General features: G+C 56.3%; 12 protein-coding genes and 1 tRNA gene. 5 read left to right on the top strand and 8 right to left on the bottom strand.

The window, feature by feature from the left end:
- On the top strand, positions 1-1,428 hold a 1,428-nt coding region (tilS, locus tag UN63_RS12025; protein ID WP_244905179.1), incomplete at its 5' end, for a tRNA lysidine(34) synthetase TilS.
- Positions 1,429-1,434: 6 nt separating this feature from the next.
- Entirely contained in the window at positions 1,435-1,800 is a 366-nt protein-coding gene (locus UN63_RS12020; RefSeq protein WP_104486991.1) for an endonuclease domain-containing protein, read from the top strand.
- A gap of 242 nt (positions 1,801-2,042) precedes the next feature.
- Here UN63_RS12020 and UN63_RS12015 read toward each other — a convergent pair whose 3' ends face one another.
- From UN63_RS12015 to rcsF, 4 genes are all read right to left on the bottom strand, one after another.
- Positions 2,043-3,194 carry a patatin-like phospholipase family protein gene (locus UN63_RS12015; RefSeq protein WP_104486990.1) on the bottom strand — a complete coding sequence of 384 codons (1,152 nt, stop codon included), beginning with the start codon at positions 3,192-3,194 and terminating at the stop codon, positions 2,043-2,045.
- Between the two features lie 454 nt (positions 3,195-3,648).
- Positions 3,649-5,367, bottom strand: a complete 1,719-nt coding sequence (locus UN63_RS12010; RefSeq protein ID WP_104486989.1) for a proline--tRNA ligase — start codon at positions 5,365-5,367, stop codon at positions 3,649-3,651.
- A 196-nt stretch (positions 5,368-5,563) separates the two neighbouring features.
- Positions 5,564-6,283, bottom strand: coding sequence for a tRNA (N6-threonylcarbamoyladenosine(37)-N6)-methyltransferase TrmO (gene tsaA, locus UN63_RS12005; RefSeq protein WP_181068238.1), 720 nt, complete (start codon positions 6,281-6,283; stop codon positions 5,564-5,566).
- The gene (gene rcsF / locus UN63_RS12000; protein ID WP_104486988.1) at positions 6,283-6,651 is read right to left on the bottom strand and encodes an Rcs stress response system protein RcsF; all 369 of its coding nucleotides are present in this window, start codon (positions 6,649-6,651) and stop codon (positions 6,283-6,285) included. The genes tsaA and rcsF overlap by 1 nt, the downstream gene beginning before the upstream one ends.
- A gap of 325 nt (positions 6,652-6,976) precedes the next feature.
- On the opposite strand from rcsF, the gene UN63_RS11995 reads away from it, so the two are divergent.
- Positions 6,977-7,050: transfer RNA gene (locus UN63_RS11995), tRNA-Gly, on the top strand.
- 122 nt (positions 7,051-7,172) lie between these two features.
- Here UN63_RS11995 and arcA read toward each other — a convergent pair.
- The gene (gene arcA / locus UN63_RS11990; protein WP_104486987.1) at positions 7,173-7,889 is read right to left on the bottom strand and encodes a two-component system response regulator ArcA; all 717 of its coding nucleotides are present in this window, start codon (positions 7,887-7,889) and stop codon (positions 7,173-7,175) included.
- A 502-nt stretch (positions 7,890-8,391) separates the two neighbouring features.
- Here arcA and UN63_RS11985 point away from each other — a divergent pair.
- Entirely contained in the window at positions 8,392-8,883 is a 492-nt protein-coding gene (locus UN63_RS11985) for a putative 4-hydroxy-4-methyl-2-oxoglutarate aldolase (protein ID WP_104486986.1), read from the top strand.
- Positions 8,884-8,999: 116 nt separating this feature from the next.
- On the opposite strand, the gene UN63_RS11980 is transcribed toward UN63_RS11985, so the two are convergent.
- The 3 genes from UN63_RS11980 to UN63_RS11965 all read right to left on the bottom strand — a co-directional run bounded on the left by UN63_RS11980 (position 9,000) and on the right by UN63_RS11965 (position 13,405).
- On the bottom strand, positions 9,000-10,142 hold the full coding sequence (locus tag UN63_RS11980) for an IS4 family transposase (RefSeq protein ID WP_104486985.1): 1,143 nt from the start codon (positions 10,140-10,142) through the stop codon (positions 9,000-9,002).
- A 127-nt stretch (positions 10,143-10,269) separates the two neighbouring features.
- Positions 10,270-11,997 (bottom strand): bifunctional isocitrate dehydrogenase kinase/phosphatase, encoded by a 1,728-nt coding sequence (aceK, locus tag UN63_RS11975; RefSeq protein ID WP_104486984.1) that lies wholly within the window; start codon positions 11,995-11,997, stop codon positions 10,270-10,272.
- 415 nt (positions 11,998-12,412) lie between these two features.
- Positions 12,413-13,405: a transposase gene (locus UN63_RS11965; RefSeq protein WP_104486982.1), complete on the bottom strand. Its 993-nt coding sequence runs from the start codon at positions 13,403-13,405 to the stop codon at positions 12,413-12,415.
- A 165-nt stretch (positions 13,406-13,570) separates the two neighbouring features.
- On the opposite strand from UN63_RS11965, the gene UN63_RS11960 reads away from it, so the two are divergent.
- Positions 13,571-14,263, top strand: coding sequence for a tRNA/rRNA methyltransferase (locus UN63_RS11960; protein ID WP_104486994.1), 693 nt, complete (start codon positions 13,571-13,573; stop codon positions 14,261-14,263).
- The last annotated feature ends 117 nt before the right edge of the window (positions 14,264-14,380 follow it).

Below are 14,380 nucleotides of genomic sequence, written 5' to 3'. Positions count from 1 at the left end.
CCCTTAGCTTCGGGATGGCAGAATGACAGCGGGGTGCAACGCAAGGGGAGGGCTGGGGAGGGGTTACTGCACAGCACTTTCAGCTTATTCTTTATTTACCGCTTTCTTCAGAGCCTGAACTTGGACTTATACACCGAATTTTGCCGACACACCGCCGAGCTGACGCCTGAAACCGGCCTGCTGGTGGCTTTTAGCGGTGGGCTGGACTCGACCGTGCTGCTGGCGCTGGCCGCGCGTCTGGCCCGGGAGCAGGGCTGCGCGGTGCGGGCGGTACATATCGGCCACGGTCTTCAGGCGGCGGCAGAAGACTGGCCGGCCCACTGTGCCCGGGTGGCAGAGTCGTTGGGCGTTACATGTCAGACCATAAGAGTACAGGTAGAGCAGGGGCCCAGAGTCAGCCTGGAGGCGGCGGCGCGCGAAGCTCGCTATAAAGCGCTGGCCGAGGTAATGCAGCCCGACGAGATACTGCTGACCGGCCATCATCTGGATGATCAGTCCGAAACCCTGTTGCTGGCACTGAAACGTGGAGCCGGGGTAGCGGGGTTGGCGGCCATGCCCGTGCGTAAGCCTTTCGGCCCGGGCCAGCAGTGGCGGCCCTTGCTGGCTTGTTCTCGCAAACAGCTGGAAACCTTCGCCCGTGAGCAGGGCTTGAGCTGGGTGGAGGATCCCAGCAACGCCGATGACGACTTTGACCGCAATTTTTTGCGCAATCGCATCTTGCCGCCGTTGCTGCAGCAATGGCCTTCCTTCAACCGCACCCTGGCCCGCAGCGCCGAGCTGTGCGCCGAGCAGATGGAGCTGGCGCTGGAGCTGGCCGAACAAGACTTGCCCGCCTTGCTGAACCAGGCCGGTGGTTTGTCTGTTAATGGTCTGCAGGCATTGAGCCTGGCCCGACGCCATAACGTGCTGCGCCACTGGTTGCAGCAGCATGGCATGTACTGCAGTCGCAGTCAGCTGCAGGCCATCTGGCAAGAGCTGGCGCTGGCCCGCGTGGATGCCGAGCCGGAAGTACGCTTAGGACGGCGTAGCATCCGCCGTTATCAGGGCTTCCTCTATCTGCCGACCGACGGCGCCACACCCCACCCTCTGACCAGCCTGAGCTCCGGTGAATGGCTGCATTGCGGCGTGGGCCAGTTACGACTCAGCCCGGTAACCCAAGGCGCCGACCTGGTGGTAGGGCTGGAACCGACCCGGCTGCACATCGCCTTTCAGGTTTCCGGCCTTCGCGCTCGGCCTGCTGGCCGGTCCGGATCTCGCCCGCTGAAAAAACTGTGGCAGGAATACGGCATCCCTCCCTGGCAAAGACCCCATATTCCGTTGCTGATGCAGGGCTCAGAGCTGGTCGCCGCCCTCGGCCTGTTCGTGTGCAAAGACTACACACCTGAATCTGATCAACCTGGCTGGAAGTTGGAGTGGGAACCGGAGTAAAAACGTATGGGCCGCATATTTAATCGTTCCGGCCAAAAGGCATTCAGACGCCGGCTTCGCCATGAGCTTACCGCGCCTGAACAACGGCTCTGGCGGCGCCTACGGGCCGGACAGCTTGGCATCAAATTTCGCCGACAGCATGGCATAGGGCCCTTCATTGCAGATTTTTATTGCGCCCGGCTGAAGCTGGTAATCGAAATAGACGGTGACAGCCACTTTGTTGACGGTGAAGCCCTCAGACACGATAAGCAGCGTGATGACTATTTTTACTCGCTGAACATCCGCGTTTTACGCTTTACCAACCGGGAAGTCATGGCCAATATCGACGGTGTATTGGCGGTGATTCTTTCTCATATCAGCGACACTCCCTGACCGGGGCCGGTTTACTCCTTCCCTTTAGCCTCAAATCTAGCAGAACAAAGTGACACCCCTCCCAACCTCCCCCTGGCGATAACCCGCTGTTAAGCCTGTAATATTGTTGTCAGGGGGAGGGGCCGTCCGGCGCTGTTCTTCGAATACGGCGCCGGTTTGCTCCCTCCCCTTGAACTCCGGATTAACAGAACGCCAGCGAGGTGCAACGCAAGGGGAGGGTTGGGGAGGGGTTACTGTAGATTTCACCCGGTCTTCTTCAACCTCGGCTCTACCGCCAGAAAATGGCAGATCTCTTCCAGGCGGGGTTGGGTGTCCTGGTAGCCGAGATCGATCAGCTCGCGGCAATAATCCTGATCGAACAGCAGGAAGCTGGCCAGACCGGTGGCGTCACCGGCGTTAACGCCGAACAGCCGCAGCAGGGCGCGAATATTGAACGGCAGTTTGTGAAAGTGCTTGTGGGTGAGATCATCCAGATTGTGGCTGGGCTTGAGCACCAGGTTGTCGATATGGCGTAGCGACAGTTGGGCCCGTTTTCGCTCCGGCACCAGCCGTATGGTGCTGTTAATGCGCTGCAGCCGTTCTATGTCTGAGGTGAGGGCGTCGGTGAAAATGGTATCCAGCAGATGACCGGCAATGTCTGAGCTGCTGGGGTCGCTGGGTAGGGTACCGGAGTCGGCTTCGTCCGATGCCAGGCTGACGATCAGAATGCGGTTGGCGCCCAGGTGAATAGCCGGGCTCAGCGGGTTGAGCTGGTGAATGGAGCCGTCGCCATAGTGGTGGTTCTGCAGCTGGCTGGGTTGAAATATAAAGGGTAGGGCGCTGCTGGCCAGCAGATGTGGCGGTGTAATAATGGCAGAGCGACCGGAACGGCCGGCCCGGGCCCAGGGCTGATGATAGGGCCGGCCTTGAAAAAAGGTGGTGGAGTCACCGGTGTTGTAGTTGGAGGCGGTGACGGCCAGTACTTCCAGGGCGCCATAGAGCAGGTTGTTGTCGATGCGCTGAAAGTCGATCAGCTTTTCCAGCAAGCGCTCCAGCGGGCTGTTGTCGAACAGCGGCAGGGCCATCTGGGTGGGGCGGCCCAGCAGTCCGGAGACCAGGCTCTTGAGCGAATGGCTGATGAGCTTGCCTGCCTGTAACCGCAACACGTTTTCGGTATGCAAATGGCGCCAAACGTATTCCAGCTTGCGCACCCCAAGATGAAAGCAGGAGGCATAACAGGCCAGGGCGGTGGCGTTGATGGCCCCGGCCGAGGTACCGCATAGAATGGGGAAGGGAATGGGCTGGCCACGGGGATAGCACTCGGAAATGGCCTTGAGTACTCCTACCTGATACGCCGCCCGGGCACCGCCCCCGGTCAGTACCATGGCGCAGGCGTTGCTTTCTTCTTGCTCCATAAATGCCCCTCCCTTTTGGCTCAGTATAAGTGCTTGGTTCCCGGGCAGAAAGGCCAGTATCGCAGTTTAAATGCCAGAGCCAAAGTAACACCCCCACCCAGCCTCCCCCTGGCGATGACCCCCTGTTGTGCCTGTAACCCCGCTGCCAAGGGGGAGGGGCAGATCGGCGCCGATCTTTGAATATGGCACCGGTTTGCTCCCTCCCCTTGGCTCGGAATTGTCAGAACAACAGCGGGGTGCAACGCAAGGGGAGGGTTGGGGAGGGGTTACGGCAGAATATCTGCATGTTCCGCAGCTTCGGCAGTCAGGTCACAAGCGACACCCCCACCCAGCCTCCCCCTGGCGATGACCCCCTGTTATGCCTGTAACCCCGCTGCCAAGGGGGAGGGGCTGAACAAAAAACGGCGCCGTATCAAACGGCGCCGCACTTTGCTTCCAGCTTGTGACTTCCAGCTTATCCCTTAATGGTTTTGATCAGCTGGACGACGATGTCGTCGATGGCCACTTCGGACTTTTCGCCACCGCGGCGGGTCTTGTATTCCACTACCTTGTTGTCCAGACTGCGATCGCCGATGACGATGCTGTGGGGCACGCCCAGCAGCTCCATGTCGGCAAACATCACGCCCGGGCGTTCTTTACGGTCGTCGAACAGCACTTCGATACCTGCGGCGGTCAGCTCGTTATACAGCTGTTCAGCTACTTCCTTCACCCGGTAAGACTTGTGCATGTTCATCGGAATAATGCCGACCTGGAAGGGCGCTAGGGCCTCCGGCCAGATGATGCCGCGATCATCAAAGTTCTGCTCGATGGCTGCGGCCACGATACGAGATACACCGATGCCGTAGCAGCCCATTTCCAGTACTGTCGACTTGCCTTCTTCGTTCAGCACGGTGGCGTTCATCTTGCTGGAGTAATTGTTGCCCAGCTGGAAGATGTGGCCCACTTCGATGCCGCGTTTGATTTGCAGCACGCCCTTGCCACAGGGGCTGGGGTCACCTTCTTTGACGTTGCGCAGGTCGGCCACTTGCGGCAGCGGCAGATCTCGGCCCCAGTTGATACCGAAGTAATGCTTGTCTTCTATGTTGGCACCGGCGCCAAAGTCGTTCATGACCGCTACGGCGCGGTCTACTACCACCGGCAGCGGCATGTTCAGCGGGCCCAGAGAGCCGGGGCCGGCACCGACGATGGCGCGAATTTCTTCTTCGGTGGCGAAGGTCAGCGGGGTGGCTATCTGCGGCAGCTTCTCGGCCTTGATCTCGTTCAGCTCGTGATCGCCTCGCACCATTAATGCTACCAGCGGGGCTTCCTGATCGTCGGCGGCCTTCACCAGCAGGGTCTTGACGGTTTTCTCGATATCCAGCCCGAATTGCTCCACCAGCTCGGCGATGGTCTTGGCGTTGGGGGTATCGACCAGGCTCAGCTCCTGGGTGGCGGCATCGGCGGTGGCCTTGGGCGCAACGGCCTCGGCCATTTCGATGTTGGCGGCGTAATCGGACTCGGTAGAGAAGGCGATGTCGTCTTCACCGCTCTGGGCCAGCACGTGGAACTCGTGAGAGGCACTGCCGCCGATGGCGCCGGTGTCGGCCAGCACGGCGCGGAAGTCCAGCCCCATGCGTTCGAAGATCCGGCTATAGGCCTGATACATGTCGTCGTAGGTCTGCTCGAGACTCTGCAGACTGGTGTGGAAGGAGTAGGCATCCTTCATGATGAATTCGCGCGAGCGCATCACGCCGAAACGGGGGCGGACTTCGTCACGGAACTTGGTCTGGATCTGATACAGGTTCAGCGGCAGCTGCTTGTAAGAGGATACCTCGTTACGCACCATGGACGTGATCACTTCCTCGTGGGTCGGGCCCAGTACAAAGGCACGGTCGTGGCGATCCTTGATGCGCAGCAGTTCGGGACCGAATTTGTCCCAGCGGCCGGTTTCGTGCCACAGCTCGGCGGGTTGCACCACCGGCATCAGCATTTCTACCGCGCCGGCGCGGTTCATTTCTTCCCGCACTATGGCGGCCACCTTGTTCAATACCCGCAAGCCACTGGGCAACCAGGTATACAGGCCAGACGCCAGCCGGCGGATCATGCCCGCGCGCAGCATAAGCTGGTGGCTGATCACCTCGGCATCGCTCGGGGTCTCTTTGAGGGTGGAAAGCAAGTATTGAGTGGTACGCATGCGCTTAAACCTTGTTGATTTTTAAAATCCATTAAAGAAAATGATTGTAGCAGGGGGGGGCGTCAGGCAGAAGGGTTTAGACACAGGGGGAGGCGCCGGTTTGCTCCCTCCCCTTGACCTCGAGGTAACCGAATACCCGCGGGGTGCAACGCAAGGGGAGGGTTGGGGAGGGGTTACTGCTGGTTTGACTCTCAGCTCACCCCTCACCCCTCACGATTTCAAGAACCCGAGTCAGTTTCCCCAGCACCTCGTATCGCACATTGTAGTGATAAAGCCGCACCCCATACTGCTGCCAGTGCTCGTCTTTGTGTTTGTAGGCCGGACGCGGGTCCTGTACCAGTACCTCGGTAATGAATTGCTGCAGATCGGGAATGTCGGAGTGGATGCATGCCTGCTCGGCAGCGGGGCTGAAGTGCACCTCCATGCTGATGTCCGGCGGTGCCGGCGCAAAGCCGCCGTGGGCATCGGGTACTCCGTCGGCCCAGGGCAGATAGGGCTTGATGTCGACGATGGGAGTGCCGTCCACCAGATCTACGCCGCCCAGCTCCAGCCAAACCTTGTTGCCTTCTTTGCACATGTCGTGCAGCCGCACCACAGAGAGCCCCAGCGGGTTGGGCCGAAAGGTGGAGCGGGTGGCAAATACGCCAACTCGCTCGTTACCGCCCAGGCGCGGCGGGCGAACAGTGGGATTCCAGCCTTTATCCTGAGTCTGATGAAACACGAACACCAGCCACAGGTGGCTGAATTCGGCCAGACCACGAAAGGCGCTGGGCTCGTTATAGGGCGGCAGCATCTCCAGCCGCGCCCGGGCGCTGGTAACCAATCCCGGTTGGCGCGGAACAGCAAACTTCTCTTTATAGGGCGAGCGAATAATGCCGATGGGATCCAGCGTCACGGGCTGAATAAGTGATGACATTAGTTAGCGACCTTCAGCGCCTGACCGCTGCACAGCACCTGCTCGATACAACCGGGCATGTCATCGAAGCGGATGCAGCGATCCAGCAAGAGTCCGTTGGCGCCCATGTCCGCCGCCCGACGACGCACGCTGGCGCGGGCATCCGCCTCTTTCGGTGGTGCTTCAGCGGTTTCTATCTGACAGGCTTCGCCTTCTACCGAGCCCAGGGTGACGTAATTCACGTCTTCCAGGTCAGCCTTGCTGTACAGCCGCACCCCGTCGCCCTTGTAATAATCCTTTATTCCATCCGGCGACACATTGCTGTTGAAACCCCAGCCCGCACAACCGGACAACGCAACCGCCAGCAGAGAAACCCCGAGAAGACGCATAAGATAAGTCCTTAATCCAATAAAAGAAGCTGACCTTATTTTGCACAAGGCGCAGCAGAAGGTCGAATGAATTTGCCAGCAAAGGACCAGAGAATGTAAGGGTCGAATTCATTCGACCAAAGGAATGCTCAGGACAGCGCCAAGCCGGCAAAGTGACGCCATATTACTCATCCCCTTGGCAGTGGAGTCACAGGTACTATCGCAGATTATCGTCAGAGGGAGGTGGGTGTGTAGCTGGCGCGCTACGAACAGCTTATTCCTTGACCAATCAAGCACCCGAGCATTGCCGCCAGCGCAAAAAGGTCTATAGTGAAGCTTCCTCAAAGCGGGCGTAGTTCAATGGTAGAACGGCAGCTTCCCAAGCTGCATACGTGGGTTCGATTCCCATCGCCCGCTCCAGATTCCTTTTTTATCATGCTTGTAAATCCAATGCCGCTGGATTCTCGGCTGAAGCTGCAGAGCCTTGCCAAGACCCTAATGACGGCCAGAATGTAGAAACCCCGCCGAAGCGGGGTTTTTTGTCAGCCTTCCAGGTCGCCGCAGAAGCGGTAGCCTTCGCCGTGAATGGTGGCGATGATTTCCGGCGTGTCGGGAATGGACTCGAAGTGCTTGCGAATGCGACGGATGGTTACGTCCACGGTGCGATCGTGAGGCTTGAGTTCGCGACCGGTCATTTTTTTCAGCAGTTCGGCACGGCTCTGGATCTGGCCCGGGTTTTCGCAGAAGTGCACCATGGCGCGGAATTCGCTGCGCGGCAGCTTGAACATTTCGCCGTTGGGGCTGATCAGGGCGCGACTGTTGATGTCCAGGGTCCAGCCGTTGAAACGGTAAGCTTCTACCTGCTTTTCTTCTTCCTGAGTTTCCGGGGTCTGCATGGTGCGGCTCAGCAGGTTGCGGGCCCGGATGGTCAGTTCACGCGGGTTGAACGGCTTGGTGATGTAATCGTCGGCACCGATTTCCAGGCCCAGGATCTTATCGACTTCGTTGTCGCGACCGGTCAGGAACATCAATGCCAGGTTGTGTTGTTCGCGCAGTTCACGTGCCAGCAGCAGACCGTTTTTGCCGGGCAGGTTGATGTCCATGATCACCAGATTGATCTTGTTGCTGGACAACGCCTTGTACATTTCTTCACCGTCAGTGGCTTCGAGTACGGCGTAGCCTTCGGCCTCGAAAATGCCTTTCAGGGTATTGCGGGTAACTAATTCGTCTTCGACGATCAGAATGTGAGGAGTCTGCATGAGCCTACCTGTTTTGTAGATGTAAATAGAATTCAGTATCAACAGTTACCGGTGCCGGAAGGGAGGTGTTGCTTGTGCACTCTACCGCATCATTTCTTTGCATTACGCCCCGCCAGGGGAGGTAAGGCATAGGCCCGGTGGCCCTGTCTCTTTGAGCCGTTTTTATTTGCATCCCATGCAGTTACTGCTTCACGTCCAAAAAATAGACAGACGGGACAAACAGAGGTCCATTACCTAACGTTGCCTTATTTTAACAGTTAACAGGGGCATAACAACAGCCCGCAACCGATAATGTTAAATAGTTTTAGGGGCCAGCCTGATACAGGTCAAGCGAAAATTTAACAAAATTCGTCAAATGTTATACAAAAGCAGGTAAAGCAGCTGTCTTTCGGCTACCCGGAGGGTTGGATGGTCTGAAGCTGAGACTCAGCTTTTGGACTTGTCTGCGGTATGGTGCAGAATTGGATCGAGTGGACGATATTACAGCCATAAGGAGCGCAAGATGTTGGATTTACTACCGGATTTGTGTGACGAGCACGGCGACAAGGTAAATATACTGGCCCCCTTGTTCAAGGATTATGGTGCAGAGGATGTGTTCTGGGGCGAGGTGGTCACGGTGCGTTGTTACGAGGATAACTCCCGGGTGCGGGAGCTGGTGGCCACGCCGGGTACTGGCAAGGTTCTGGTGGTGGATGGCGGTGGTATGCTGCGCCGCGCGCTGATGGGCGACCAACTGGCCGAGCAGGCGGTGGAAAACGGCTGGGAAGGGGTCGTGATTAACGGCGCCATTCGCGACGCCGGTGCCATCGGCAACATGGCACTGGGGGTTAAGGCGCTGGCTACCTGCCCGATGAAAACCGAAAAACGCGGCCTGGGCGATGTGGATGTGCCGGTCACCTTTGCCGGCGTTACCATTTACCCCGGTGATTACCTCTATGCCGATATCAACGGCATCCTTGTGGCCCGGGAACCCCTGAGTCACCCGCAGTTATAAGGGCTGGGGAATAGGGAATAGGGATTGTCCCATTCCCCATTCCCGAGTCACTATTCCCCAGATATCTCCCCACAAATAACTGATGTGGGACTTACCAATCCCCTCATTTTTATTGTTCAAATAATCCCGAAGATCCGCTTATATAAACGATGTTGAGAAAGGTAGTAAGAAAACTTTTCCATCAGCTTGATGGCATTCTCTTCCTTCATCTTCGGTAACATTTGATAATAGATGCAGCCTTGCCGGAAGAAGGAATAGGTACGTGTTTTACTGGTATTAACCTTTATCGTCTTCTCCAGTCCCGCAGCATCACCGGCCTTACCCAGCAAGGTCAGCAGCACGATGGCCAAGGCGCTGAACAGGAACAGACGGTCGCGGCGCTTGGTGGAACTGATATGCGTATCCGCCATGCCCATGCCGAACTTGTAGTCCTTGATGTCACGAAAACTGCACTCGATTCCCCAGCGCTTGCCATACAGTTTTAGGGCATCGGCGGCTCCCAAGTCCCGTCGATTACTGGCCAGAAACCAGGCTTCTTTCATATCGACTTTCTTGCAGCAGAAAACCCGGGCTACGGGCTGTCGCTGAGCCGTCAACTCGACATCTTTCAGAGTGCGGGTACGACCGCTGGGCGTCAGCCATTGTTTGGCTTTCTTGAGCTCTTCGCCGACCGGACAGAGTAGAATATTGTCTTTAAAACGAATGAGATAGTTGAACTCCAGCGCATCTTCCAGCAAGGCGAACAAGGCCGTATCACCGAAGCCACGGTCGGCTACTACAGTCACTGTCACATCGTCTGGCAAGCTGGTTTTCAACTTCCACAACAGTTCGTCTTCATGAGCATTACGCTGACCCTTTAGCTGCGATTTCTGGTGGGTTTTCCAGAGCAGTGGCGTGTTGCGCCCATGGCTGGTCTGCATACTCAGAACGATGCTGCTATGGTCATCGGCGTCGAACTCGGTCCAGTCCATCGAGACCACGATTTCCTTGTGTTCAGCCACCACGTAAGGCACCCAGTCATCGAACAGTGACCAGACATTTAGCTTGATGTTACTCAGCAAACGATCCACTTGCTTGATGGCATATTTACGCTCCAAGCCATTTGCCTGAGCGAGGCCATTGCCAATGGCATGAATGGCCAGCGAGCTGGATTCGATAACGCCCTGAGTGGCATTGGCCAATGAAAGTACCCGCTTGGCATGCATATCCTGGCCGAAGATGTCATGGAGGTGTTCAGATATAGTATCGCGGGTGATCATGGGTTCCGTGTCGTCAAGTTTGGTTCAAAGACGGGTAGTCTACCCACAAGGCCGCGCCAGCTCTAGCTCATATGAGGGGATGGCTAAGGATGTGGGACACCCATCTTTCAAAGATGGGTGTCCTTTTTCATGACGAGTACAAATACCGGAAGCGGCGCTTTCGTCGGTAGGGGTAAACGTCGCCGAATATTCCGGCGTGGATGTTCTGCTGCAGCTGGCGCCAGTAGTCGGCGGTGAACAGGTCGTTGTGCTGCTGCTTGAAGGCTTCGCGAATGCGGGGGCTACTAAGCAGAAAGGTGGCAAACTCTTCGGGGAAAATGTCGTTGGGCGCCACGGAATACCAGGGTTCGGCGCTGAGCTCGTCTTCCGGGTAGCGGGCCTTGGGGATGTCACGAAAGTTACATTCGGTCATGTAGGCTATTTCGTCGTAGTCGTAAAAAATCACCCGGCCGTGGCGGGTCACGCCGAAGTTCTTGAACAGCATGTCGCCGGGAAAGATGTTGGCGGTGGCCAACTGCTTGATGGCGTTGGCGTATTCATCAATGGCATCAATTACCTGCTGATCCGAGGCGTGCTCCAGGTAAATGTTCAGCGGGGTCATGCGCCGTTCCGTGTACAGATGGCGGATCAGCAGGGTGTCGCCGGTGATGGTAAGTAGTGAAGGAGCGACCTGCTGCAGCTCGGCCAGTAATTCGGGGCTGATACGGTGCAGCGGCAGCTCGAAGTTGGTGAACTCCATGGTATCGGCCATGCGCCCCACCCGGTCGTGCTGTTTGACCAACCGGTACTTGGCGCGCACCGTGTCATGGCTGACCTCCTTCGGGGGGGTGAATTTGTCCTTGATGATTTTGAACACCACATCATAAGAGGGCAGGGTGAACACGCTCATCACCATGCCCTTGATGCCCGGAGCCAGTACAAACTTGTCCCGCGAGCTGTGCAGGTGCTGTAGAAAATCCCGATAAAACTCGGTTTTTCCGTGTTTCTGGCAGCCGATGGCGCTGTAGATTTCGTAATCGGCCTTGTTGGGCAGCAGCGGTCGTAAAAAGTGTACCAGCAGCGCCGGTACCGGACACCAGACCATGAAGTAAGCGCGGGCGAAGCCGAATAGTATGGAGGCATCGTCGTGGGAGAGGATCAGGGTGTCGAGATACAGGCCGCCCTGTTCATGATGCAGAATGGGTAGGATGAAGGGCAGGCAGGTGTTGCCGCATTCCAGCCGGCCGATGAGGTAGGCGCCCTTGTTTCGAAAGAACAGGTGGTTGATAAAAGTAAGGCTGACGTCTCTGAGAGTTAAGTCGGTCGGTCCGAACTCTTGCAGGTAGCAGCTGACATATTGCAGATCCTGCTCCAGATCCCGGAACGGGACGGCGAGCTGCAATCCTTGCAGTACCTGGCGCAGGGTGCTGGTCACATCCCCGGCTTCGATGTGATATTGCCGGCAGTGAGGAGCAAGATCCGGCGAGGGCAGTCGATGAACAAAGCCGTGCACATACAGGTTTTCTGCCCGGATGTTCTGATGGCGAAAGGAGCGATGATAGACCGAGTTGTAGAAGGACTCGGCAACTTCCGGGTTGGTATGATCGATCAGCAGATCGTTAAAAGCCTGTTTGATGGCTTTGAGCTGGTGCTGGCTCAAGGGACCACCGCTGTTATTATGGCGGATGGCCTGCACCGCTTCATTCACATGATGGTCATACAGGCGAATACGCTGACGCCCGGCCTGCTGAACTCCCAACCAGTCTTTGGCCTCGAACCTGGCCTGTGCTCCTTGAGTGATATCGAGAAAGCAGCGATAAAAGTCATCAAACCGGGTCATGGTGATCCGGGCCCCATCCCTGGCGATGTTGTTCATGCGTACTCCTGTATCGAGAGAAGAATGAAAAGGACAAAGTGAAAAAAGACAGCCATTTCAAAAAAGTGAAAAAGGACAGCCATTTCAAACGTTACAACAAGTAACCCGGTGAGTCGTTGGGGATGGCTGTATTTTGAGCGGTGCGTACCGCTTTCAAATGAAACTGCAATGAAAAAGAGAGCAACAAAGGACATCCATCTTTAAAAAGTGGCTGTCCTTTGTTGCTCTTGCTGGCTCACTTTTGACTTCTGTATTGACCTTCTGATGGAAAACTGCGGTTCTGTACCGTCAATCCCGAGCTTTAGTCGGCAAAATGGCGAATGATGGGAAGATGAAGAGTTGGAGAGGAAAAGCAGACACAGTACAGATCGCAAGGCTGTACTTGGCTGCCATCACCGAACAGTAACCTGATAATTCAGGTGGAAATAACGGGGCCGATAACACATCGTCGGTGATGCAGTTGGGCGTAGGCAATTCTGGCCGAGGTATGGCCGATAACGGTGCCGTGAGATAGCTGATGTGGTTTTACAGCGGTCAGAAACTTGTCGGCATCAAGCCCCATTCTGTCCAGTAGGGGAGGTACATCGGAGTGAATGCAGCCTTGTTGTTCCTCGCGGTGAGCCCGACCTACCCAATCAACCATGGCCAGGTAATCGCCGAGAGCGAAAGGAATTCCCTTGCGTTTATCCTCTTTAATATCGCGAACAAATGGGAGTAAATTAGGCTGTGGAGCCGTCTTTTCGGGGGCTGATGTCGAGGAGCTGTTCGCTTTGTATTGTTGTAACCGCTGGTGTAAAGAGACATCGGCGGAAGCTTCTGGCAGCTTGACGATACCTGCGCGTAACGGGTTGAGGTCGACATAGGTCATGCAGGTCAGCAAGCCGGCGTCATCCAGAATAGCCTGCGAATGAAAGCGTCCTTCCCAGAACCGCCCTGTGCATTCGTCTTCGAGGTTGGCCTTACGAGCAATGTGCTCGTTCAGGCATCGCATATACCAGGATAAATCTGCCAGGCGCTCGCGCCACTGCGCGATAATGCCTTTTGCCGCCTCTTGCTCCGCATCTGAATCCGACGTTCCCACCACATAACGTTCAACCAATACTGGCAGACGAAATAACTTGCGCCACCTGCTTACTACCGCAGTCTCATCCAGTGCCATAGCCTCCTGGGTATCTACATGAACAACCAGATGATAGTGATTGGCCATTACCGCATAAGCGCATAGATCGATGGTGAACACGGACTGCAGCTGGCGCAGGCGATCAAGCACCCATTGTTTGCGATGGTTGTAATTCTGGCCGGTCAGCTGGTCTTCACCGAACAGATAGGCGCGTCGTACGCAGCGGCAGATACAGTGGTAGTAAGGTGTTTCATCGGGTGATACCAGCTCGGATCGTGGGCGGGTCATAGTGCGACTATCCATTTCGAGGGCAGAACTTAAATATAGGCGCAGGTTGAAAAGTGATCAATTTGAGATGGGTGTCCCATGGAGGGGGCGGCGGGTCTGAAAGATGGGTGTCCCACCTTGGGGGGATTTGTGGGAGAATATGCCCTGTTTTGTTGGGGGATGGGCATGCAACTTTATTTTGTACTTAAATCGCCGGCGCGGGCCGAAAACGTCGGTGCCGCGGCGCGGGCGATGAAGACCATGGGCTTTGGTCAGATGCGGCTGGTGAACAGCCGGGTGCACGAACAGGACAAGGCGCACTGGGTGGCACACGGGGCGCAGGAGGTGCTGGAGCAGGCCGAATATTTCGACGAGCTGGCGCCGGCGCTGGCGGATATGGATCTTGTTATTGCCACCACGGCCCGCAATCGGGGGCGCTATCGCTATTATCTCACGCCCAAGCAGGCCATCGCCCAGGTTAACAATAAAAGTGTACAAAAAGTGGCGCTATTGTTCGGCTGCGAGGAATCCGGTTTAAGTAACGAGGATCTGGCGCTGGCCGACATCATCAGCTACCTGCCGCTGAAAGTGAGTTATCCTTCGCTGAATCTGGGCCAGGCCATCATGCTTTATGCCTACGAGTTCAGCCAGGGACTGAGTGAGCAAAACGAAGAAAAAACCGACGTTCAGTCGCAAAACACTCAGCTAAGGGTACTACAACAAAAAACAGAACAATTATTCGAGAAGCTCGGTATTTCCCAGCAGGAAAAACTGGCGGAGTGGGCAGGTGACCGTTTGCCTATGCTGGAACAGCGGGATCTCAATCTGCTGCATCTGCTTTACAAAGACCTGGAACGCGCCTTGTCTGCCGGGGATTGAAGTTGACAAGCAGGGACGCCCGGGGTATTGCTATGCTATTCGTTTTCAGAGGTTGTTCGTCATGTTGCCGAGTGCAAGCCGCATCACCACCATTATTATTACCGGTACCACCACTGG

This window comes from Oceanisphaera arctica (assembly GCF_002936955.1).
GTDB classification, from domain to species: domain Bacteria; phylum Pseudomonadota; class Gammaproteobacteria; order Enterobacterales; family Aeromonadaceae; genus Oceanimonas; species Oceanimonas arctica.
This window is presented reverse-complemented; position numbering and strand designations above follow the sequence as displayed.